The organism is Pseudomonas onubensis (genome assembly GCF_965653655.1).
GTDB lineage: Bacteria > Pseudomonadota > Gammaproteobacteria > Pseudomonadales > Pseudomonadaceae > Aquipseudomonas.
This window is the reverse complement of record NZ_CBFHAZ010000006.1, coordinates 50802-71395: the sequence shown is the minus strand read 5'-3', so window position 1 is coordinate 71395 and position 20594 is coordinate 50802. Positions and strand designations below refer to the sequence as shown.

General features: G+C 61.2%; 16 protein-coding genes. 6 read left to right on the top strand and 10 right to left on the bottom strand.

The window, feature by feature from the left end:
- Positions 1 to 29: 29 nt before the first annotated feature.
- The 8 genes from pepN to ACTD9P_RS03725 form a co-directional block, all read right to left on the bottom strand.
- Positions 30 to 2687: an aminopeptidase N gene (gene pepN, locus ACTD9P_RS03760; protein WP_438866755.1), complete on the bottom strand. Its 2658-nt coding sequence runs from the start codon at positions 2685 to 2687 to the stop codon at positions 30 to 32.
- A gap of 14 nt (positions 2688 to 2701) precedes the next feature.
- The gene (locus ACTD9P_RS03755; RefSeq protein WP_065931283.1) at positions 2702 to 3532 is read right to left on the bottom strand and encodes a DUF2797 domain-containing protein; all 831 of its coding nucleotides are present in this window, start codon (positions 3530 to 3532) and stop codon (positions 2702 to 2704) included.
- A complete protein-coding gene (locus ACTD9P_RS03750) occupies positions 3529 to 3789 on the bottom strand; it encodes a YeaC family protein (protein ID WP_017138108.1) in 261 nt (86 codons plus the stop codon). Before ACTD9P_RS03750 ends, ACTD9P_RS03755 begins: the two co-directional genes overlap by 4 nt.
- 80 nt (positions 3790 to 3869) lie before the next feature.
- The gene (locus tag ACTD9P_RS03745; protein ID WP_099549296.1) at positions 3870 to 4793 is read right to left on the bottom strand and encodes a tetratricopeptide repeat protein; all 924 of its coding nucleotides are present in this window, start codon (positions 4791 to 4793) and stop codon (positions 3870 to 3872) included.
- Positions 4793 to 5278 carry a hypothetical protein gene (locus ACTD9P_RS03740; protein ID WP_438866754.1) on the bottom strand — a complete coding sequence of 162 codons (486 nt, stop codon included), beginning with the start codon at positions 5276 to 5278 and terminating at the stop codon, positions 4793 to 4795. The genes ACTD9P_RS03745 and ACTD9P_RS03740 overlap by 1 nt, the downstream gene beginning before the upstream one ends.
- Positions 5278 to 6627 carry an AAA family ATPase gene (locus ACTD9P_RS03735; protein ID WP_438866753.1) on the bottom strand — a complete coding sequence of 450 codons (1350 nt, stop codon included), beginning with the start codon at positions 6625 to 6627 and terminating at the stop codon, positions 5278 to 5280. The genes ACTD9P_RS03740 and ACTD9P_RS03735 overlap by 1 nt, the downstream gene beginning before the upstream one ends.
- 38 nt (positions 6628 to 6665) lie before the next feature.
- On the bottom strand, positions 6666 to 7637 hold the full coding sequence (locus tag ACTD9P_RS03730; protein ID WP_438866752.1) for a metallophosphoesterase: 972 nt from the start codon (positions 7635 to 7637) through the stop codon (positions 6666 to 6668).
- Positions 7637 to 8527 carry an NAD(+) kinase gene (locus ACTD9P_RS03725; protein ID WP_010210870.1) on the bottom strand — a complete coding sequence of 297 codons (891 nt, stop codon included), beginning with the start codon at positions 8525 to 8527 and terminating at the stop codon, positions 7637 to 7639. Before ACTD9P_RS03725 ends, ACTD9P_RS03730 begins: the two co-directional genes overlap by 1 nt.
- A 144-nt stretch (positions 8528 to 8671) precedes the next feature.
- Between ACTD9P_RS03725 and ACTD9P_RS03720 the strand changes: the two genes are divergently transcribed.
- On the top strand, positions 8672 to 9619 hold the full coding sequence (locus ACTD9P_RS03720) for a DUF1853 family protein (RefSeq protein ID WP_438866751.1): 948 nt from the start codon (positions 8672 to 8674) through the stop codon (positions 9617 to 9619).
- Here ACTD9P_RS03720 and pvdP read toward each other — a convergent pair.
- Positions 9612 to 11225, bottom strand: coding sequence for a pyoverdine maturation tyrosinase PvdP (gene pvdP / locus ACTD9P_RS03715; RefSeq protein ID WP_438866750.1), 1614 nt, complete (start codon positions 11223 to 11225; stop codon positions 9612 to 9614). The genes ACTD9P_RS03720 and pvdP overlap by 8 nt on opposite strands.
- A gap of 142 nt (positions 11226 to 11367) precedes the next feature.
- Here pvdP and pvdM point away from each other — a divergent pair, with 142 nt between their 5' ends.
- From pvdM to pvdO, 3 genes are read left to right on the top strand one after another with little or no spacing between them, the layout of a single operon-like run.
- Positions 11368 to 12717: a pyoverdine-tailoring dipeptidase-like protein PvdM gene (gene pvdM, locus ACTD9P_RS03710; RefSeq protein WP_438866749.1), complete on the top strand. Its 1350-nt coding sequence runs from the start codon at positions 11368 to 11370 to the stop codon at positions 12715 to 12717.
- An 18-nt stretch (positions 12718 to 12735) separates the two neighbouring features.
- Entirely contained in the window at positions 12736 to 14016 is a 1281-nt protein-coding gene (gene pvdN / locus ACTD9P_RS03705; RefSeq protein WP_438866748.1) for a pyoverdine-tailoring periplasmic protein PvdN, read from the top strand.
- Between the two features lie 33 nt (positions 14017 to 14049).
- A complete protein-coding gene (pvdO, locus tag ACTD9P_RS03700; RefSeq protein ID WP_438866747.1) occupies positions 14050 to 14922 on the top strand; it encodes a dihydropyoverdine dehydrogenase in 873 nt (290 codons plus the stop codon).
- 452 nt (positions 14923 to 15374) lie between these two features.
- Here the strand turns inward: pvdO and ACTD9P_RS03695 are convergent, their stop codons facing one another.
- Positions 15375 to 16202: a N(5)-hydroxyornithine transformylase PvdF gene (locus ACTD9P_RS03695; protein ID WP_438866746.1), complete on the bottom strand. Its 828-nt coding sequence runs from the start codon at positions 16200 to 16202 to the stop codon at positions 15375 to 15377.
- A gap of 200 nt (positions 16203 to 16402) precedes the next feature.
- On the opposite strand from ACTD9P_RS03695, the gene ACTD9P_RS03690 reads away from it, so the two are divergent.
- Entirely contained in the window at positions 16403 to 18055 is a 1653-nt protein-coding gene (locus tag ACTD9P_RS03690) for a cyclic peptide export ABC transporter (protein WP_438866745.1), read from the top strand.
- 154 nt (positions 18056 to 18209) lie between these two features.
- Entirely contained in the window at positions 18210 to 20588 is a 2379-nt protein-coding gene (locus ACTD9P_RS03685; RefSeq protein WP_438866744.1) for a TonB-dependent siderophore receptor, read from the top strand.
- The last annotated feature ends 6 nt before the right edge of the window (positions 20589 to 20594 follow it).

Sequence of the window (20594 nt, the reverse complement as noted above, 5' to 3'; positions counted from 1 at the left end):
CTCCCTCGCCACAATTATATGCGTCCAACTTACGCAAGGCTCTTGCTGACCACCTCGAACACATCGCTCGACAGCTCGCCGGAGGCGCGAATACGCTCCAGTTCCGCCTTCATCAGCGCCTGACGCGCGCTGTCGTATTTACGCCAGCGGGTCAACGGCGCCAACTGGCGCGAAGCGATCTGCGGGTTGAAGCCATTGAGCTGGATCACCAGGTCCGCCAGGAAGCGATAGCCCGAACCATCCGCCGCATGGAAGTTGATCAGGTTCTGCCCGGCAAATGCGCCGACCAGTGCGCGCACCTTGTTCGGGTTCTTGATATTGAACGCCGAGTGCTCCATCAGCGCCTTGACCCGCGCCAACCCGCCCGGCAGGGTGCTGCCCGCCTGCACGCTGAACCACTGGTCCATCACCAGCGGGTTATCCTTGAAGTTCTCGGCAAACACCGCCAACGCCTGGGCCTTTTCCGCCTCGAACGGCGAGTTCACCAACACCGCCAATGCCGTCAGGCGCTCGGTCATGTTGTCGCTGGTGTCGAACTGATCCAGGGTGGCAGCCAACACTTCAGGCTTGCCGCTGAGCATCAGGTACGACAGCGCGATGTTCTGCAAGGCGCGCCGGGCAAAGTGCTCGGCCGCCGCCACATAAGGCGTCTGCTTGGACAGCTCGCGATTGGCCTGGTAACGCAGCCACAGCGCTTCGAACAGGTTGTCGGCCAGTTGCTTGCGGGCATACTCACGGGCGGCGTGGATGGCCTCCACATCCGCGACTTCGCTGATTTCCGTCAGGTAGGCTTCGCTTGGCAACGAGAGCATTTCGGCGACCATGGCCTGGTCCAGGCTTTCATCGCTCAAGACGCTGCGCAGTGCGTCAATCAGACGCTGATCGAGCTTCAAGGCCTGGCCTTGCTGATGCTGGGCGATCAGCTCCTGCAACACTTGCACGGATAATTGCTGGCCGGCATCCCAGCGGTTGAAGCCATCGCTGTCGTGCTGCATCAGGAACATCAGTTGATCGCGGTTGTACGGGAAGCTCAGTTTCACCGGCGCGGAGAAGCCGCGCAGCAACGAAGGCAGCGGCTTTTCTGCGATATCGACGAAGGTGAAGGTCTGCTCGGCTTGCGTCACCGAAATCACCCGCGACGTGCCGCCAGCCGCTGCTTCACCGGCCAGGCGCAAGGCGATACCTGCGCCCTGCCCGTCCAACAGGCCTAATTCCACCGGAATCACAAACGGCAGCTTCTCAACCTTGTCCGGGGTTTCCGGGCAGCTTTGACGGAACGTCAGGCTGTAGGTTTTGGCGGCGGCATCAAACGACTCGCTCACCGCCAGACGCGGCGTACCGGCCTGGCTGTACCAGCGCTTGAACTGGCTGAGGTCGGCGCCGTTGGCGTCTTCCATGGCCTTGATAAAGTCATCGCAGGTCACGGCCTGGCCGTCATGGCGCTCGAAGTACAGGTCGCTGCCTTTACGGAAGCCTTCAGCGCCGAGCAAAGTGTGGATCATGCCGACCACTTCCGAGCCCTTTTCGTACACGGTCAGGGTGTAGAAGTTGGAGATCTCGATAAAGCTGTCCGGGCGTACCGCGTGGGCCATGGGGCCGGCGTCTTCGGCGAACTGGTGCGTGCGCAGGTACGCCACATCCTGGATGCGCTTGACCGTGGCCGAGTTCATGTCGGCGGAGAAGCCCGAGTCACGGAACACGGTGAAGCCTTCCTTGAGCGACAGCTGGAACCAGTCGCGGCAGGTGACGCGGTTGCCGGACCAGTTGTGGAAGTATTCGTGGGCAACAATCGCCTCGACGCGCTGGTGCGCGGCGTCGGTGGCCGTTTCCGCGCGGGCGAGCACGGCGCTGGAGTTGAAGATATTGAGGCCCTTGTTCTCCATGGCACCCATGTTGAAGTCGTTGACCGCCACGATCATGAAGATGTCGAGGTCGTACTCGCGACCGTAGGTTTCTTCATCCCAGCGCATGGATTTTTTCAGGCTGGTCATGGCGTGCTGGCACTTGTCGATGTTTTCCGGCTCGACGTAAATGCGCAGCGCCACTTCGCGGTTGGTCATGGTGGTGAAGGTGTCTTCAACGCACCACAAGTCACCGGCCACCAACGCAAACAGGTAGGCAGGTTTCTTGAACGGGTCTTCCCAGGTCGCCCAGTGGCGGCCGTCTTCACCCGGGCCGCTGGCGATCGGATTGCCGTTGGACAGCAGCACCGGGTAGCTGTGTTGCTCGGCGATCACCGTGGTAGTGAAGGTACTCATCACGTCCGGGCGGTCGAGGTAGTAAGTGATCTTGCGGAAACCTTCGGCCTCGCACTGGGTGCAGAACATGCCGCTGGATTTGTACAGGCCTTCCAGGGCGGTGTTGGTTTCCGGGTGGATGCGTACGCTGGTGTCGACCGTGAAGGTTTCGCGGGTCGGGTGCAGGGTCAGGTGGCTGTCGGTCAACTGGTAGTCGGCCTCGGTCAGCTCCTTGTCACCCAGGTTGACCGTCAGCAGCTCCAACTGTTGGCCATCGAGCACCAACGGCGGCAGGCCGGCGCCGCGCTCGGGGTTGCGGCGCATCACCAGTTGCGCATGGACCAGGCTGTGGTCCTCGAACAACTCGAAGGTCAGGTGCGTCTCTTCGATCAGGTAGTCCGGCGCCTGATAGTCCTTCAGGTAGATCATCTTCGGTTGTTCGGTGCGCATGGATAGCATCCTTTTTACTGATGCACGGCGAGCTGGTAGGCCGTGTACTTACGAATGTTGATAACGCCGGTGTCGAAGATCAGGTATTGGCCCTTGATCCCCAGCAACGTGCCTTCGGCAATCGGGTTCTTGTCCAGGTTGAAGCTGACGATCTTGGCCGGGTATTGCTCGACCGGGTAACGAATTTCGATCGGCTCGATGTCGGTCACCGGTTGGATGGCCTGCAAGCCAAAGCGTTCCTGCAACCCCAGCAGGCCGTCTGCGCAAGAGGCGAACAGCTCATCGCGCACCTGCTTGAGGTCCACCGATTGCGCATCGCCCTTGAGTAAAGCACGCCAGTTGGTCTTGTCGGCTACTTGGCTGCGAAACAGGTCTTCAACGAAACCGGATTGCTGACGGGTCGCCACGCGCATTATCGGCAGCGCCTGGCTGGCACCCTGGTCGAGCCAGCGGGTCGGCAACTGGGTGGCGCGGGTGATGCCGACCTTGATGCCCGACGAGTTGGCCAGGTACACCACATGGTCGGTCATGCAGAATTGTTCGCCCCAGCCCGGATCACGGCAGGTGCCGGCGTCGTAATGGCAACGCTCGGGGCTCATGATGCACAGGTCACACTGGGCCAGTTTGGTCATGCACGGGTAGCAATAACCCTGGCTGAAACTGGTTTTGGTTTTGCGGCCGCAATGGCTGCAATGAATGGCACCGAGGTATTCCAGGCGCACGTGGGTACCGATCAACGGGTTGACCGGCACCTCGGTGTCGCCCAGGCGAAACGCGTATTGAACGGTCGGCTCACCGAGTTGCGCCGACATTTTGCTGACTGCACCGCGACCAATTTCAATCAATGGATCGCATCCGACTTGAACAGAATGTTCGGCACCGGCGCCGACTTCGACGCGCATTCCTGCGGGCCCATGTAGCCGGTGCGCTGCTCTTCGGGCAGGTTCTGGATTTCCCAGGCGATCACCGCTTGCAGCGACAACTCGCGCTGTTCGGCGGTGAGCTTGCGGCCATCGGACCACTTACCGATTTCCACGGCCAGCTTGAGGCTCTCGTAGATGTCCGGGGTGATGTTTTCGATCATTTCAGCAAAGGACGACATGTGTACAACCTCTTTATAACGGTCGCTGGTTCGGCGAATACCGTGATTGACAATTGAACGCAGGGCTCGACACCGACGCGTCAGAATTCCTTGGACAGCTTGACCTGGACCAGCTCCTTTTCCAGCAAGCGCCGGAAGATCTGCGGCGCCGCGAAGGTATAGGCGGCAAACGCCAGCCACACCCAATCAATCATCTGCGCCACTTGCGGGTAACCCTGGGCCGTCAGGGTGATGACCACCACACGATAGGCCACGAACATAAACAGCAGTAGGACAATGGCGCGAGTGGCGCTGCGCTCGTTCATCCAGCTATTGAAGCGCCACCAAGCGCCCAAAAACAAATTACTGCGGGCTTTTACTGCCGTCAGCAGGTGCAGCGCCGCGACATTCGTGGCGTTTTCCTGCAAAGCCCAGATCGCATTCTCGCGGGCGCCCTTGACGTCGCCCTCGCGCAGCAGCAAATGCCCCAGCACCACCACCGCGCCGGCATTGCCCGGATCGGCCTGCAACGCTTGACGCGCAAACTGATGCGCCTGATCCCAATGGCCACTGGCGCGATGGAACTGCGCCATGGCGACCAAGTTGGAAGCGTCATCGGGGGCCAGCTCCAGGGCTTTTTCCAGCGGCTCGCGGCTCTGCGCCAGGCGGCCGGTCAATTGATACAGCTCGGCCAGGCAGCGGTAATTGATGGGGTTGAGCGGTTCCATATCCAGTAACTGGGTCAAATGTTCTTGGGCCAAGCTGAACTTACGCAAGGCCATCGCCACCTGGGCGGCCGCGTAGTGAGCCAACGGCAACTGCGCATCCGACGCCAGGGCGAGCTGCACTTCACGCTTGGCCGCATGCACGCGGCGCATGTTCATCAAACAGATCGCCAGCAGCGCATGGGCTTCGCCGGAGTGCGGATCGCTGGCCAGCAGTTGGCGCAACGCATCAATGGCACCGTCATTGTGGTCAGCCTGCAGGCGCTGATAAGCCAGTTGCAACAGGTAGTCGGTATTCATCAGCTCACCACCAGATACCAAAGGGTGCTGGGCACCCATTTGACGACCATGCCTTTAAGAACAAAGCCACCGATCAACGCCAATGGGAGACCAAAACGGCTGAGGACACCGCCGTAGTATTGGTAAATCTCGATGGTCGCGTTTTGCTGCATATACAACAGGTAACCAATGCTCAATTTCCACACCACCAATACCAGCAAGGCATATTGGATCCCGGCCTGGGACTGGATATAGCCAAAGCCCACCAGTTGCAGCAGCCCGAACCCAATGACCACGCTGCCCACCAGCGCCACGCCGGCCAACACCCACTCGCGCACCCGCGTCGGGCTGCCCACGGCAATCGAGTTGAACACAAACCAGGGCAAGCCGAGCCAGGCGCCACCCAGCATCAAGCCCAACAAGGGCCACAGCGGTGACACCGCCCATTTGGCCAAGGCGCCCGGGCGCGGCTCATCTTCAATGCGGTACCCACCGTACTGCGCCATCAGCGACCCTTCCCGTGTTTGTCGAGGAAGGCCAGCACCTCGTCGTATTGATTGCCTTCATTGGCATATCGCGCGTAGTTACGCGCGGTGGTCAACCACTCCAGGGTTGTCGCACGTACGTCTTTCAACGCGGCCTTGAAATGCCGGTCGCAGATCAACTGTTCGGTACCACTCTCGATCGAGGCTTCAATCGCCTCATCGGCAGCGGTTTCCACCAACTCGCTGAGGTCCGCGCCTGAGAAACCCGAGGTGTTCTTGGCCAGGAAGGCAAAGTCGATGTCATCGGCCATGGGCCGGCCTTTCATCATCGCCTTGAGCATGCTTTCGCGCGCAGGACGATCCGGCGGCGGCACGAACAGCACGCGGTCAAAGCGCCCAGGGCGACGGAAGGCCGAGTCCACCGACCATGGCACGTTGGTCGCGGCAAGGATCAACACCCCGTGGTTGTCATTGGTAAACCCGTCCATCTCGGACAGGAACTGGCTAACCAACTTTGAGGAAGTCGATTCACGGGTATTCGAACGTTTGCCGCCCAACGCCTCGACTTCATCGAAGAACATCACCGCAGGCGCCTGGGCCCGTGCCTGTTCGAACAACGCGTGCAACTTGCGCTCGGACTCACCGATATACATGTCCAGCACATCAGAAATCGCCACATTGAAAAACGTCGCCTTGCACTCCCCGGCCGTCGCGCGGGCTAACAGGGTCTTGCCACACCCTGGCGGGCCGTACAGCAGCACGCCACCGCCGACCTTCTTGCGAAAACGCTGGAATAGCCCAGGTTTTTGATACGGCAGGATGATCTTTTTGTGGATAGTCTTTTTCAGCTCGTCCAGGCCACCGATATCGTCAAAAGTCAGGGTTTCCTTTTCCGGCACCAGCAGGCGCACCACTTCGCTCTTGTCGGTGTCGTCGTTGGAAATCACGCGCAGGCGCGGGCGCCCTTCGGCCGCAGGAAAATCCAGCACCGACACATTCAACCGACGCCACAGCGCCATGTCTTCCAGCGCCGGGTTGGCATCGACTGCCGCGCGGTATTCCACCTGGGCTTCCTTGAAGCGTTCCAGCGACGCCAGCACGCGGGCCTTGAGCAGGCGTGCGGCAGGGTCGTTGCCTTCTATCAGTTGCAAGGCACGTGGTGCCTGGCCGGCGGCAAGACACAGCTGCGCGGCTGCCAGCTTAAGGGCTGCGGCGTTGGGCCATTGTTCAAGGTCGGCCGGCAGCAGGTCAAGCCCGCGCTCAAGCTCGCCGCGCTCAAGGCTGGCGCCGAGCAGCATCGTCAGCAGTGCGACATTGCCGGGCGCCGCAGACAAAGCCGCCTCTAACTGATCGAACGTCGAATCATCCATGGTGCTTCCTTAAATGTGCAGTGTCGGTACACAGAGATTCATGTGATTACCTCAGGCCGCTCAACGTCGACCCATACAAATTTACGCGGATCCAGATGGGTTTCCTGGTCCAGTCGGTACGCCACCAGCTTGCCGTACAGCACCGCGCTGTAGTCCAGGCAGGCCAGGTTGTCGCGGATCGGCGCCGGTTTGCCGCTGCGCCAGTAATGGCCGACGAACAACAACGGCTCGTCGACGCCGTAGCGCAGCAGGGAATTTTTTTCGGTCGACGACAACGGTGTACGCGCCACCGGCTCCGGCAGCGCATCGGGTTGGAACACGATGTCGCCGTAGGTTTTCGGGTCGTCTTCCCAGAATTTGGTGCGGAAAAATGAGCGCGTCAGGCCATCGCCACCGGTCAGCGTGAGGCCGTCCGGCAGGCGCATGTCGGTGCCGCGCAGCAGGCGGTCGAAGGCGTTGCAGGCAAAGCTGCCCGGCACGGCGGCGGCCTGCAAAAAGTGCTGGTCGATGCAGCCATCCGGGAAGGTGGCGCGCAGCGGCTGGATAAAGCCTTCGTCCCAGCACGCATGCACCACGCGAAACCGCCCGGCGTCGACAAACAGCGGCATGTCGTAGAACCAGCCGAGGAAGTCGTGCCAGTCGGCGGGGTGGTGCTCGAACTGGGTCAGGGTTTCGTGGATCAACCGCGCATGGCGTGGGTTGTGCTCGCGCACGAACTGCTTGCCACTGCCCGGCGGTGCAGGCGTGGTCCAGCCCAGCGCGTTGAACTCATGGTTGCCCATGATGCACAGCGCCTGGCCGGCTTCGGTCATATCATGGACGATATGCAGCGCCTCGCGGATGCGTGGCCCACGGTCGATGATATCGCCGAGGAACACCGCCATACGCGTCGGATGGCGCCAGGTTCCAGCCTGTTTGTGATAACCCAGCCGGTCGAGCAAGTGCTCAAGGGTATGAGCGCAACCGTGCACGTCACCAATCAGGTCGTAGCTACGCGCGGGATCGAGCATCAGTCGCCTCCACCCCCCAAGCGGCTGCCCCAGCCCAGCTTGGTGCGGCACACTTCGTAGTAGTTGTGGTCCAGCGGGTGGATCAACCGCAACTTCTGTGCTTTTTTGCTCACGGTGATGGTGTCACCGGGGGCGCAGGTGAAATGGTTCTGCCCGTCGCAGGAGACTTGCGGGTAGATCTGCATGTCTTTGGACACCACGATTTTCAGCTCACTGTTGCCATCGACCACAATGGGTCGGCTGGACAACATATGGGGGTACATCGGCACGATCACAATGGCGTCGAGCTTGGGATGCATGATCGGGCCGCCGGCCGACAGCGCATACGCAGTGGAACCGGTCGGCGTGGCGACGATCAGGCCGTCGGCCTTCTGGCTGCACACAAACTGGCCGTCGATATACAGCTCGAATTCGATCATGCGCGTGGACTTGCCGGGGTGCAGCACCACGTCGTTGAGCGCATCGCCCTGGCCGATGGCCTCGCCGTGGCGGCGTACTTCGGCTTGCAGCAGGAAGCGGTTTTCCACCAGGTAATGGCCGTCGAGTACCTTGGCGACTTCAACTTCCAGGTCATCCGGGCGGATATCCGTGAGAAACCCCAGGCTGCCACGGTTGATCCCCAGCACCGGCACGTTGTGCCGCGCCAGGGCACGGGCGGCGCCGAGCAGGCTGCCGTCGCCGCCGACCACAATGACCATGTCGCAGACTTCGCCGAGCATCTTGCGCGACGAGGTCTGCAAGCCGTGGCCGGGCAGGATTTCGGCGATGGTGTCTTCGAGGATCACATGCAGGTGGCGTTCCAGCAGGAATTTTTTCAGCCGGCGGACGGTGTCCAGCACCTGGGTACTGCCCAGGCGACCGATAATGCCGATATTGCGAAATTGCTCCATGGGGCTCCTGCGGGATGTGGGGTGTGGCAAAAAGAACGATTATGGGCGAAAGGCCGCGTCAGGCAAAACCCTTTGTCGCCCCAGGGCCTTGATGACAATGGTTCTCAGCCACCCGTAAACGCTCTAAAAGGCTATGCTCGGACCATGACTGTGTTCCCCGACCTGCTCAACCTGCCCCGCCAATTACGGCACCCCGAGGTGCGCGACCTGGCGTGGGTGATGCTCGCCCCGCCGATGCTCGCGCAAACGCCCTGGCCCCAGCGCCACCCACTGGCCGGCAGCGACTGGGTGCAGGCGCCGCACCGGCTCGAACACTGGTTACGCACCCTCGACCAGGACAGCAGCGCCTTGCAGCACTGGCTCAGCCTGTCGCGCACGCGGCGCCTGGGCTTGTACTACGAACGCCTGTGGCAATTTGCGGTGCAACATGCGCCGGGCGTGGAGTTGCTGGCCGCCAACCTGCCGATCCGCCGCGCCGGGCATACGCTGGGCGAGTTGGACATGCTGGTGCGCGACCGCGATGGCGTGCACCACCTGGAACTGGCGATCAAACTGTATCTGGGGCCGCAGGACGGCAACGGCCAGGACGCCGCGCAATGGCTCGGCCCCGGCTGTCATGACCGGCTGGACCGCAAGCTGGCGCACCTGGCCCAGCATCAATTGCCGATTTCAGCCCGCCCGGAAAGCCGCGAAGCCCTGGCGGCACTGGATATTGCGCAGTTCGATGCGCATTTGTGGCTGGGCGGGTATTTGCTCTATCCGTGGCCCGGCACCGCAGAATCCCCGCTGGGCGTCGAGCCACAGCACCTGCGCGGGCGCTGGCTGCATCAGCGTGACTGGCGCGATTTCGTCAGCCAGAGCCCGCCGGGGCGCTGGCAGCCCCTGCCTCGGCATGCATGGCTGGCACCCGCGCATTACCCGGCGGATCAGGTGTGGCAGGCGCACCACATGCAAGCCTGGCTGGCTGAACTGGACCCGATGGCACCGGCCCAGTTGCTGGTGCGACTGGTTCAAACAGGAGAAGACTGGGAAGAAGCCGAACGCTTGTTCGTCGTTGCAGACCTGTGGCCAAACGTTCCAGGCATTACTTGAGTTTCAAGTGCCGTGCATACCAGGGTCGTTTCGGCACGCGCTTGAACAATGCCTGCAATCCTTCTTCTTCGGCGAAGGTGATGCGCAGCGCCAGCTTCATGGTTTCCGGGTCCATCTCCATCGACCGCCCCATCTGCAACCCCGGCGTGGTGCTGCAACCGTGGGTGTCCGGCCCCAGCCATGGGTCAGCGACTTCCACCCATCGGCCCTGGGCAAACCACTTGACCCCGTTGACCTCAAGCCGGCTGACCTCGCCCGGGTTGAACCGCTCATGGGCGCGAAACCAGTCCTCGATGCGATCATCGATCCAGCCGTGAAAGTGCCAGAACACCGGGTTTACATGCGATGAGAACGGGTCGCCCAGGAAGTCGTTCTGCGGCGCGTACCAACGCGCGGCAAAGTCCGCCGGGTCACGGGCGAACGGCACCGGCGCGCCGTTGGACGGGTCGCGGGGCACCGAGGCCCAGCGCATGTGCAGCCAGTCATGCAGGCCCAGCTCCATCTCCGAACCCAACTGGCCCAAGGTCAGCTTGGACAGGTAACGCGGGTCACGGTACTGCGACTCCCACACCTGGAAATTGCTGTGGTAGGTCTCGGCCGCCTTGATATCGCTGACCCATTGGGTGTAGTCGCTGTCATCGGGTGCCGACCAGCAAGGCGGCAGCGCAAAGCCGTCGTGGTTGTCGAAATAGCGCAAAAACCCCAGGCGATCGCGCTCCAGCGCCGGCTGTGGTTCGGGGAATTGCGGCCAGGAAGGCAGCTCTTGCAGGGAACGCGCAGTGCCGAGCATGTGCCGGTGCATGAAAAAGAAGTCGATACCCGAACCGTTGCGGTCTTTGCGTTTGCCCCGCGCGTCACGCTCCTGGCCGCGTGGCCCGGGTTGCCAACCGATACCGCGCAGGGCATCGCGTTTTTCCTCGGACAGCTTGTGCCACTGGTCACGGGTGGCGTGCCACAGCTGGTGGAAAAGCCGGTGCTCAGGCGCGATCAGCCAGGCCAACAAGGTCGGGTTAAGGCCGATACGCTGGCGCGCTTCGGGGAACAGTTGCTTGTGGGCGATAAAGCGGTTGTCGCGCTCGGTCAGGGCCAGGGGGCGCTCAAGGTCGAGAATCTGCCCGCTCAGTGTGCTGCTGCCGGCATTGGCGAAGTCGGCCCAGACTTCGTCGAGGGTCATCTTGAACTCATAGGCCGGTGCGCCATCTGCGGCGTCGCGGTCGATCAGGCGCCAGTAGAGCACGGCGCCCTCGCCCGTCAGCAGATCACCGAGCACGCGGTAACGCGGCTCGCCCTCGGCACGCAGGTTTGCAGCGGTGTCCAGATAGCCACGCAAGCCACGGCCACGCGGAGCGATGTCGAGCAACAGCTCCAGGCCTTGCAGCGGCAAGCCTTTAAGGCCCGCATCGCGGCCCTCCAGGCGCAGGCTCCACACACCGCGCAGGGTATTGGCCAGGTGTTGGCCAGCGGTGTCGGCCAGGTCCACCGTGGCCTCGCCCGGCGTGATCGGGAATTCTTCACGCGTCAGCTCGCGGTGGGCATAAAGGGCTGCTGGTACAGCAGCGCCGGTCAGCGCCAGGCCGGCGATGAAGCCACGTCGAGAGAGGGTCATTGTCTACCTTAGGAAACAGCTTGATCAGAGCTAGAACGTTGACGGCCGCAAGAAATTTACCGTTGCCGCGCCCGCGCCTAAATTTCCCCGACGATGGCTCGTTCTTCCCTGATAGCAAAGGCCTCAACTGACTGAGATGGCAATGACAAAACCACGTTCGAAAAAGGCGCTGTATATCGGCCTGCCGCTGGCACTGGCCATCGGCGCCGGGGTCGGTTTCCTGGTCTGGGATCACTGGTTCAAAGGCAATGCCGGCTACCCGCTGGAGGTGATCAAGCAGGCCAATGAAATGCAGGACCGCTTGTTGTCGTTCGACAGCCATATCACCGTGCCCATGGATTTCGGCACGGCCGGTAACGAAGCCGACAAGGATGGCAGCGGCCAGTTTGACCTGGCCAAGGCGGCACGCGGGCGCTTGTCGGGCGCGGCCCTGACGATTTTCGGCTGGCCGGAAATCTGGAACGGCCCCAACGCGCCGCACAAACCCACCGACGGTTTTGTCGAAGAGGCCCGCCACGAGCAAGAGGTACGCTACAAGATCATCTCCGGCATGGTGCGCGACTTCCCCAATCAGGTCGGCATCGCCTACACCCCGGACGATATGCGGCGCCTGCATGGCGAGGGCAAGTTTGCGATCTTTATCAGCATGCTCAACGCTTACCCGCTGAGCGATGACCTCAACCAGCTGGACCTGTGGGCTGCACGCGGCATGCGCATGTTCGGCTTCAGCTATATCGGCAACAACGCCTGGTCCGACTCGTCGCGCCCGTTGCCGTTTTTCAATGACACCACCGACGCGCTTGAAGGGCTGTCGCCCATCGGCCAACAAGCTGTGCACCGCCTCAATGACCTGGGCGTGATCATCGATGTGTCGCAGATGTCGACCAAGGCGCTGGAGCAAGTCGCGCAATTGAGCCGCACCCCGATGATTGCCTCGCACTCGGCACCGCGTGCCTCGGTGGATATCCCGCGCAACCTCAGCGACAAAGAACTGCAACTGATCAAAAACAGCGGCGGCGTGGTGCAGGTGGTGGGCTTCTCGGCCTATTTGCGCCCGCTGAGCCAACCCACCCAGGACAAGCTCAACACCTTGCGCGCGCGCTTCGATTTGCCGCCGCTGCCCAACCTGGCCATGGCCCTGATGCCCGGTGACGCCATCATCGCCGCCTGGTCCGAGCAGAAGTTCGGCCAGTACGCCCAGGGGCTGTACGCCATTCTTGAGGAAGAACCCAAGGCCACCCTCAAGGACTGGGGCGATGCCATTGACTACACCGTGCGCAAGATCGGCATCGATCACGTCGGCATCGCCTCGGACTTCAACGACGGCGGCGGTATCCAGGGCTGGGAGAACGTCGGCGAGGTGCGCAATGTCACCGCCGAACTGATCCAGCGCGGCTACTCCGAGGCCGACATCGCCAAGCTATGGGGAGGCAACTTCCTGCGGGTGTGGGACCAGGTGCAAAAAGCCGCCAAGCCGTTGGCCAACCGCTAATTACTCAGAAGCCAGTCCATGACCCACCGCCGTACATTCCTCAAACAGGCCGGGGTACTCGCCGCCAGCCTGCCATTGGGCAGCGCAGTGCTCGCGCACGCCCAGGCAGCCACCCAGGCGCCTGCCATCAACGACCCATGGACGGGTTTCAAGCAACTATTCACCCAAGACCCCGACTACCTGCACTTTTCCAACTTCCTGGTGACCTCCCACCCACGCCCCGTGCGCGACGCCATTGAGCGCTACCGCCAGCAGATCGACCGCAACCCCGGCCTGGCCATGGACTGGGGCCTGGAAGAAACCTGGAAACGTGAAGGCCAGGTGCGCGAATGGGCCGGACGCTACCTGAACGCCAAGCCGGCGCAGATAGCGCTCACCGGCAGTACCTCCGAAGGCTTGGCGATGATCTACGGTGGGATCAAGCTGCGCCCCGACCAAGAGATTCTCACCACCGAACACGAACACTACGCCACCCAGAACGTGCTGGATTTTCGCGTCGCCCGCCAAGGCACGCAGGTGCGTCGCATCCGCTTGTTCGAGCGGGCCAGCCAGGTCTCCAGTGACGAAGTGCTGGGCAACATCAAGCGCGCCATTCGCCCCACTACCCGTGTGCTGGGCATGACCTGGGTGCAGTCCGGCAGTGGCGTGAAGCTGCCGATCGGCGAAATCGGCACGCTGGTGGCGGAACTCAATCGCAACCGCGACGACAACGACCGCATCCTGTATGTGGTCGATGGCGTACACGGTTTTGGCGTGGAAAACCTCGACTTCCCGGCCATGCACTGCGACTTCTTTATCGCCGGCACACATAAGTGGATGTTCGGCCCACGCGGCACCGGGCTGGTCTGCGCCCGCGATACCGAAAACAAATACGTCACACCCATGGTGCCGACCTTCTCCGAAGACACCAACTTTGCCACCTCCATGACACCCGGCGGCTACCACGCCTTTGAGCATCGCTGGGCGGCGGACGAGGCCTTCAAGCTGCACCTGCAACTGGGCAAGGCACAGGTTGAGGCGCGTATCCACGCACTTAACAGTGAATTCAAAACCCAGTTGCTGGCGCATCCGCAGATCGAGTTGGTGACACCGCGCAGCACCGACCTGTCGGCAGGTTTTACATTCTTCCGCGTCAAGGGCCAGGACAGCGAAGCCGTGGTCGCCCACATGCTGAAAAACCGCGTGGTGATCGATGCCGTCGACCGTGATGTCGGCCCGGTAATCCGTACCTCCCCCGGCCTGCTCAATAGCTCGGACGAAATCCAGCAGTTCATGACCCTGTTAAGCCAACGCCTGTGATGCCCACTTTTTTCCTTTGAACGAGATGCCCACATGAATCCATCCCGACTCAAACCCCTGACCGCCCTGGCGCTGACGGCCCTGTGCGCGGCATTACTGCCCAACCTGGCGCAAGCCGCCACGCCACAACCCGGCAAAGTGTTCAAGGACTGCAAGGACTGTCCGGAAATGGTGGTACTGCCCGCCGGCACCTTCATCATGGGCACCCCGGAAGACGAAGTCGGCCGCGAGCCCGATGAAGGCCCGATGCATGAGGTGACCTTCGCCAAACCGTTTGCCATGAGCCGCTTCCACGTCACCGCCGGCGAATGGGACAGCTATATCCGCCAGACCGGCGTCAAGATCGCTGACGGCGACACCCGCCCCGGCCGCGAGTGCATCGCCAGCAAGCCGCGCTACCCGCAAGGGCCACGCCAGCCGGCGGTGTGCATGGACATGGACGACATCAAAAATTACATCGCCTGGCTGTCGAAAAAAACCGGGCAGAAGTACCACATGGTCAGCGAAGCCCAGCGTGAATACGCCGCCCGCGCCGGCTCCACCGGGCCGTTCCCCTTCCCGTTCGACGAGGGCAAGGGCTACAGCATCGCCCAGCACGCCAACACCTACGGCCCGGCGGACGGCTACAGCTATTCGTCGCCGGTAGGCAGCTACCCACCGAATGCATTTGGCATGTACGACATGCACGGCAATGTGTATGAGCGGGTTGCCGACTGCGAGCACCCCAACTACATCGGCGCCCCTACCGACGGCAGCGCCTGGATGGAGCCCAACTGCGAGGGCTACCAGATTCGCGGCAACGACTGGGGCGAAGCGCCGGTGTTCTCACGTTCGGGCAACCGCAACAACATCTACCCGCAAACCCGTGGGGATTGGATTGGGTTTCGGGTAGTGCGCGACCTTTAAGCAGCTCCCACATTTAGACCGCGTTGCATCAGGTACATAGGCTTTTGCCTTGCACTTGATCTGGCTCTTGCTTCAACCACTCAGGTCGGCTTTCAGGCCGCCGTGCTGTAGATTTTGATCTTGATCTGCTTTTGATCTGAGAATCGCCCCGTCAACCACGATGGCCGAACGCAGGCTTGAATCCGTGGGTAACCCGGCAGGACGCCGGGTTAGCCGCGCTGGGCCAAGGATGGCCCATCGCGGCGGCCCACGGATTCAAGCCGGAGTGCGGGCATGCCGAGCCTAGGCGAGGCACCGAGTGGTGGGGCGAGGACCTTTTGGTTACTTTTGCGTCCTTGCAAAAGTGACCCGCCGTCAGGGCGGAACCCTAAGTAGCCGTTACCGCAGCAACGGATATGTACGCCAACAAACCGCCATCGCAGGCAAGCCAGCCCCCCACATTTAGTTTTGCATCAAGCCTGCTTGGCCAACAACTCCAACCCTTCATGCAACGCCGGGAACAGGCTGTTATTGAAGTTGTTCCAGCGCAGTTCGAGGATGGTGTCCTCAGGCAAAATCTCGGTTTTCAGCACATCGTGGAACACTTCGCCCGAATCAATGCCGTTGTCCACGTAGTGGAATGAAGCGCCGGTGAGGTACAGCGGCTCGCTGGCCTTGGTTGCTTTGCTCGCCCAATCCACCACCGTCTGCCCACGCGCGCCGTATAGAGCATTCCAGGTGGCATAGGCCCCACGGCGCTCATACGGCGATTCAATACGGGTAATGCCTGGGTGGATGTTCATGATCCGACGCGCAAACGGCGCACCGGGACGCACCAGCTCATCAAGGATCACCAGCAGGCCGTCCAGCACCGCGATGTCGGCTTTCAACTCCACCAAGGTGTCGTGCAGGCGACGTTCAAAATCCTGTTTGCCAGCGATGTGTTCCGCACTGCCACGCGGCAGGCGACGGTAGGTGGACGGCACGCTCAGCAACAAATCATTGACCAGCTTGCCCTGCACCCGCAGGTCCGCCGGATAGAGCCACTGGCGGCCCGGCTGGTAGGCAAAACCATAGTCGGCCACCAACTGCTGGTCCCGTGGGTTGTGCTCGTCATCGTCGTACACCACGCCGACCAGATTGTAGGCCTGGCCCAAAGGTGTGTCGTTCAACGAGCCCACCAGAAACTCCAGCACCGACTTCATATAGCGCTCGTGGTCCTTGTAGGCCACCGGCTGGCCTGCCTTATCGGCGGCAGCGTTTCTCAGGGACCAGACATACACCAGATTCTTTTTCGTCATTGTTTCGCTCTCGCTGGATAGATCAGGCACGCGTCGATACGCGTGCGCCTACTTCACAAGAACGAATCAGGCCACGGGCAATTTATCCACCCACGTCACCGCACGGCGTACGTCGCTAAATAGTCGCCCCGGCACTTCGTTTGTCATGGGTAAGGGTCTGTGTGCCCAGCCCCCTCTTTTTCACTTTCCGGGAAGTATTTATGACCGACCCCAAGCGCGGCGCCTTTAACGGTTTGCTCGCATTGCTCAGGCCTTTTCGCACCATCGTGACGGTCTCTGTCGCCCTGGGGATGGCCGGCGGCCTGGCTATCACATTGCTGCTGGCGACCATCAATAACGCCCTGCACTCTTCCACCGGCATGACCCAGGGCGTGGTCTTGACCTTCGCCGCGCTGTGCCTGTTGGCGCTGACCAGTTCGATCGTCTCGGATATCGGCACCAACTATGTGGGCCAACGGATCATTGCCGCCCTGCGCAAGGATCTCGGCGAGAAAGTGCTGTCGGCGCCCATTGAGCAGATTGAGCGCTACCGCTCGCACCGCCTGATCCCGGTACTGACTCACGACGTCGACACCATCAGCGATTTTTCCTTCGCGTTTACCCCGTTGGCCATCGCCAGCACGGTGACCCTGGGCTGCCTGGGGTACCTGGCCTACCTGTCAGTGCCGATGTTCCTGATGATGATCGTCGCCATTGTGATCGGCAGCAGCGTGCAGTTCATCGCCGGCCACAAAGGCATTCGCGGCTTCGACGCAGCCCGTGACCTGGAAGACGAACTGCAGCGCTACTATTCGGCGATTGCCTCCGGCGCCAAGGAGCTGCGCATCCACCGGCCACGGCGCTACCGGATGAACACCCACCGTATCCAGGAAACCGCTGACCGGATCAGCGATATTCAGGTGCGCTCGGTCAACATTTACATCGTGGCCAAAACCTTTGGCTCGATGTTGTTTTTTGTAGTCATCGGCCTGGCCCTGGCCATGCAAGCCTACAGCCCCAACCCGGACCCGGCGGTGATCACCGGCTTTGTATTGGTGCTGCTGTACATGAAAGGCCCGCTCGAACACGTGATCGGTTACCTGCCGATCATCGGCAAGGCCGGCATTGCCTTTGCGCGTATTACCGAACTGTCGGATCGCTTCTCGTCACCCGAGCCGCATTTATTGATGGACGGCAGCGAAGCCCCCACACCGGTAGTCAACAGCCTTGAACTGCGCGGCGTCACCTACAGCCCGCCACCGGTAGAAGGCAGTGAACCGTTCCACCTGGGGCCGATCAACCTGAGCATCAAGCAGGGCGATATCGTGTTTATTGTCGGCGAAAACGGTTGCGGCAAGACCACGCTGATCAAACTGTTGCTGGGTCTGTATCAACCTGACGCCGGGGAAATCCGCCTGAACGGCGAAACCGTGACCGACCCGGTGCGCGATGACTACCGCCAATTGTTCACCACAGTGTTCGCCGACTACTACCTGTTCGACGACCTGGTCCAGGGCAGCGCCACGCAATCGCTGGACAGCGCCGCCAAGTACCTGGAGCGCCTGGAAATCGCGCACAAAGTCAGCGTCAAGGACGGCGTGTTCAGCACCACCGACCTCTCCACCGGGCAGCGCAAGCGTCTGGCGCTGGTCAATGCCTGGCTCGAAGAACGCCCAGTGCTGGTGTTTGACGAATGGGCCGCCGACCAGGACCCGGCCTTCCGCCGCGTGTTCTACACCGAGCTGCTGCCCGACCTCAAGCGCCTGGGCAAGACCATCATCGTGATCAGCCATGACGACCGTTATTTCGACATCGCCGACCAACTGGTGCGCTTGCGTGCCGGCAAGGTCGTGCACGAGATGGAGCCGGTTTGAAATTTATTTTCCGGTTTTCCCGGATAGGAACGTCTCACTAGTGGTAATGAGAATTGACCTCAATAAACACTAAAAGCTGCCCACTTAAAACATAGAAGAGAATGCATCCATGCCAGCAACGTTCGGTCTGAGTCCCTTGAGCAAGGCACTCTCCATGCGCCGCCTCTTGAACACCCCTCTGCTGCCAAGAGCGATTGCCTTTGCACTCGCACTGCCGGTCGCAGGTTATGTGCAGGCGCAGGAGGTCGAGCTGAATGTGCCTGCACAGCCGCTGGGGAGCGCGCTTCAGGAGTTCGGTCGCCAGACCAACTTGCAGGTGCTCTACAGCCCGACCGACGTTGAAGGCAAACGCAGCCACGCAATCAAAGGCAAATTGCAACCTGGCCAGGCCATGACTACCTTGCTGACCGGGACGGGCATCAGCTATGACCTGCAGGGCAGCTCATTCACCATCAGCGCGGCGAAAACGTCGGCACTGGAGCTGGGCGCAACGCAGGTAACCGCCAACCAGTTGGGCACCATCACCGAAGGCTCGGGCTCCTACACTCCCGGCACAATCGCCACCGCAACTCGCCTGGTGCTGAGCCCACGCGAGACGCCGCAATCGATTTCCGTGGTAACCCGCCAGGCCATGGACGACTTCAACCTCAAGTCGATCGACGACGTGATGCGTCACACACCGGGCATTACTGTTGCCGCCTATGACAGCGAGCGCACCAGCTACTTCTCTCGCGGTTTCGCCATTCAGAACTTCCAGTACGACGGTATTCCGATCCTGCAGGATGCCCAGTACTCGTCGGGCCACACCTTGACCGACACTGTGATCTACGACCGCGTCGAAATTCTCAAGGGCGCCACCGGCCTGCTGACCGGCGCCGGCGGCCCGGGCGGCACCATCAATATGGTGCGTAAAAAACCCACCTCGGAATTCAAAGGCTATGTCGACCTGGGCGCAGGCTCCTGGGACAACTACCGTTCGGAAATCGATGTCAGCGGCCCGCTGACCGAGACCGGCAATGTGCGTGGCCGAGCTGTTGCGGCGTACCAGGATAAACATTCATTCCTCGATCACTACCAACGCCAGACCAACGTCTACTACGGCATTCTCGAGTTCGACCTGGCACCGGATACGTTGCTGACCGTCGGTGGCGACTATCAGGACAGCGACCCGCAGGGCTCCAGCTGGTCCGGTTCGGCCTCACTCTTTGACTCGGCTGGTAACCGCATCAGTACACCACGCTCCTTCAACAACGGCGCCAAGTACAGCAAGTGGAAACAGTACACCCGTACCGCCTTCGCCACCCTGGAACACACGTTCGACAACGGCTGGGTCGGCAAGGCGCAGTACAACCACCAGATCAACGGCTACAAAGCCCCGCTGTCGGCCCTGCAGTCACCCAATGCCGAAACGGGCAAGGCACCGCTGCTGACCCGAACCTACAATGGTGAAACCACCAGCGACACGGGTGATCTCTACGCCACCGGGCCGTTCAGCCTGTTCGGGCGTGAACATGAACTGGTGGTCGGCACTTCGGTCTCGCGTTCGCGCTGGCTAGGCAGTGATTACACCAACGCCACCAACTACGAAAACAGCCATGACTACTTCAACTGGGACGGCGATGCTCTCAAACCGGACCGTGGTCCTCGAACCAAAAAGAACGACGAGCTGACCCGCCAGAGCGCCAGCTACATCACCGGGCGCTTCAGTCTCGCGGATGACTTGCACCTGATCCTCGGCACTCGGGTCAACAACTATGAAGTCAGCGGCACCAGCCAGGTCAAGGACACCGGCAAGGTAGTGCCGTACGCCGGCATCACCTATGACCTTAACGACAACTTCTCGGCCTATGCCAGCTTCACCGAAATCTACCTGCCACAGGACGACTACCGCGACCGCAATGACAAACCGCTGGAACCGGATGAAGGCAAGAACTACGAGATCGGCCTCAAAGGAGAATTCTTCGATGGCCGCCTGAACTCGAGCCTGGCCTACTTCGAGGTTCACGAGAAAAACCGCCCCATCGACGACACCGATTACATCCCCGACAGCCACCCTGGACTGGATTACGCCTCCAAGGGCACCGAAGCCAAAACCAAAGGCTATGAAGCGGAAATCTCCGGCGAGCTGGCGCCGGGCTGGCAGTTGCAGGCGGGCTATACCCACAAAATCATACGCGACAAACAGGGTGAGAAACTCTCCACCTGGGAACCGGAAGATCAGGTCAATATCTACACCAGCTACAAGCTGACCGGTCCACTCGACAAACTGACCCTGGGCACCGGCGTGCGCTGGCAAGGTACCGGCTGGAAGCTGCTGAACAACTACGCCAAAGGTACCGAGGAAAACTTCTCCCAGGACCCACTCTGGATCGTGGACGCGATGGCCCGCTACCAGGTGACCGAGAACGTCTCGGCGACCCTCAACGTCAACAACATCTTCGACAAGAAGTACTACACCAACATCGGCTTCTACAACTCGGCTTACTACGGCGACCCGCGTAACGTCATGCTCAGCACCCGCTGGAACTTCTGATCCAGC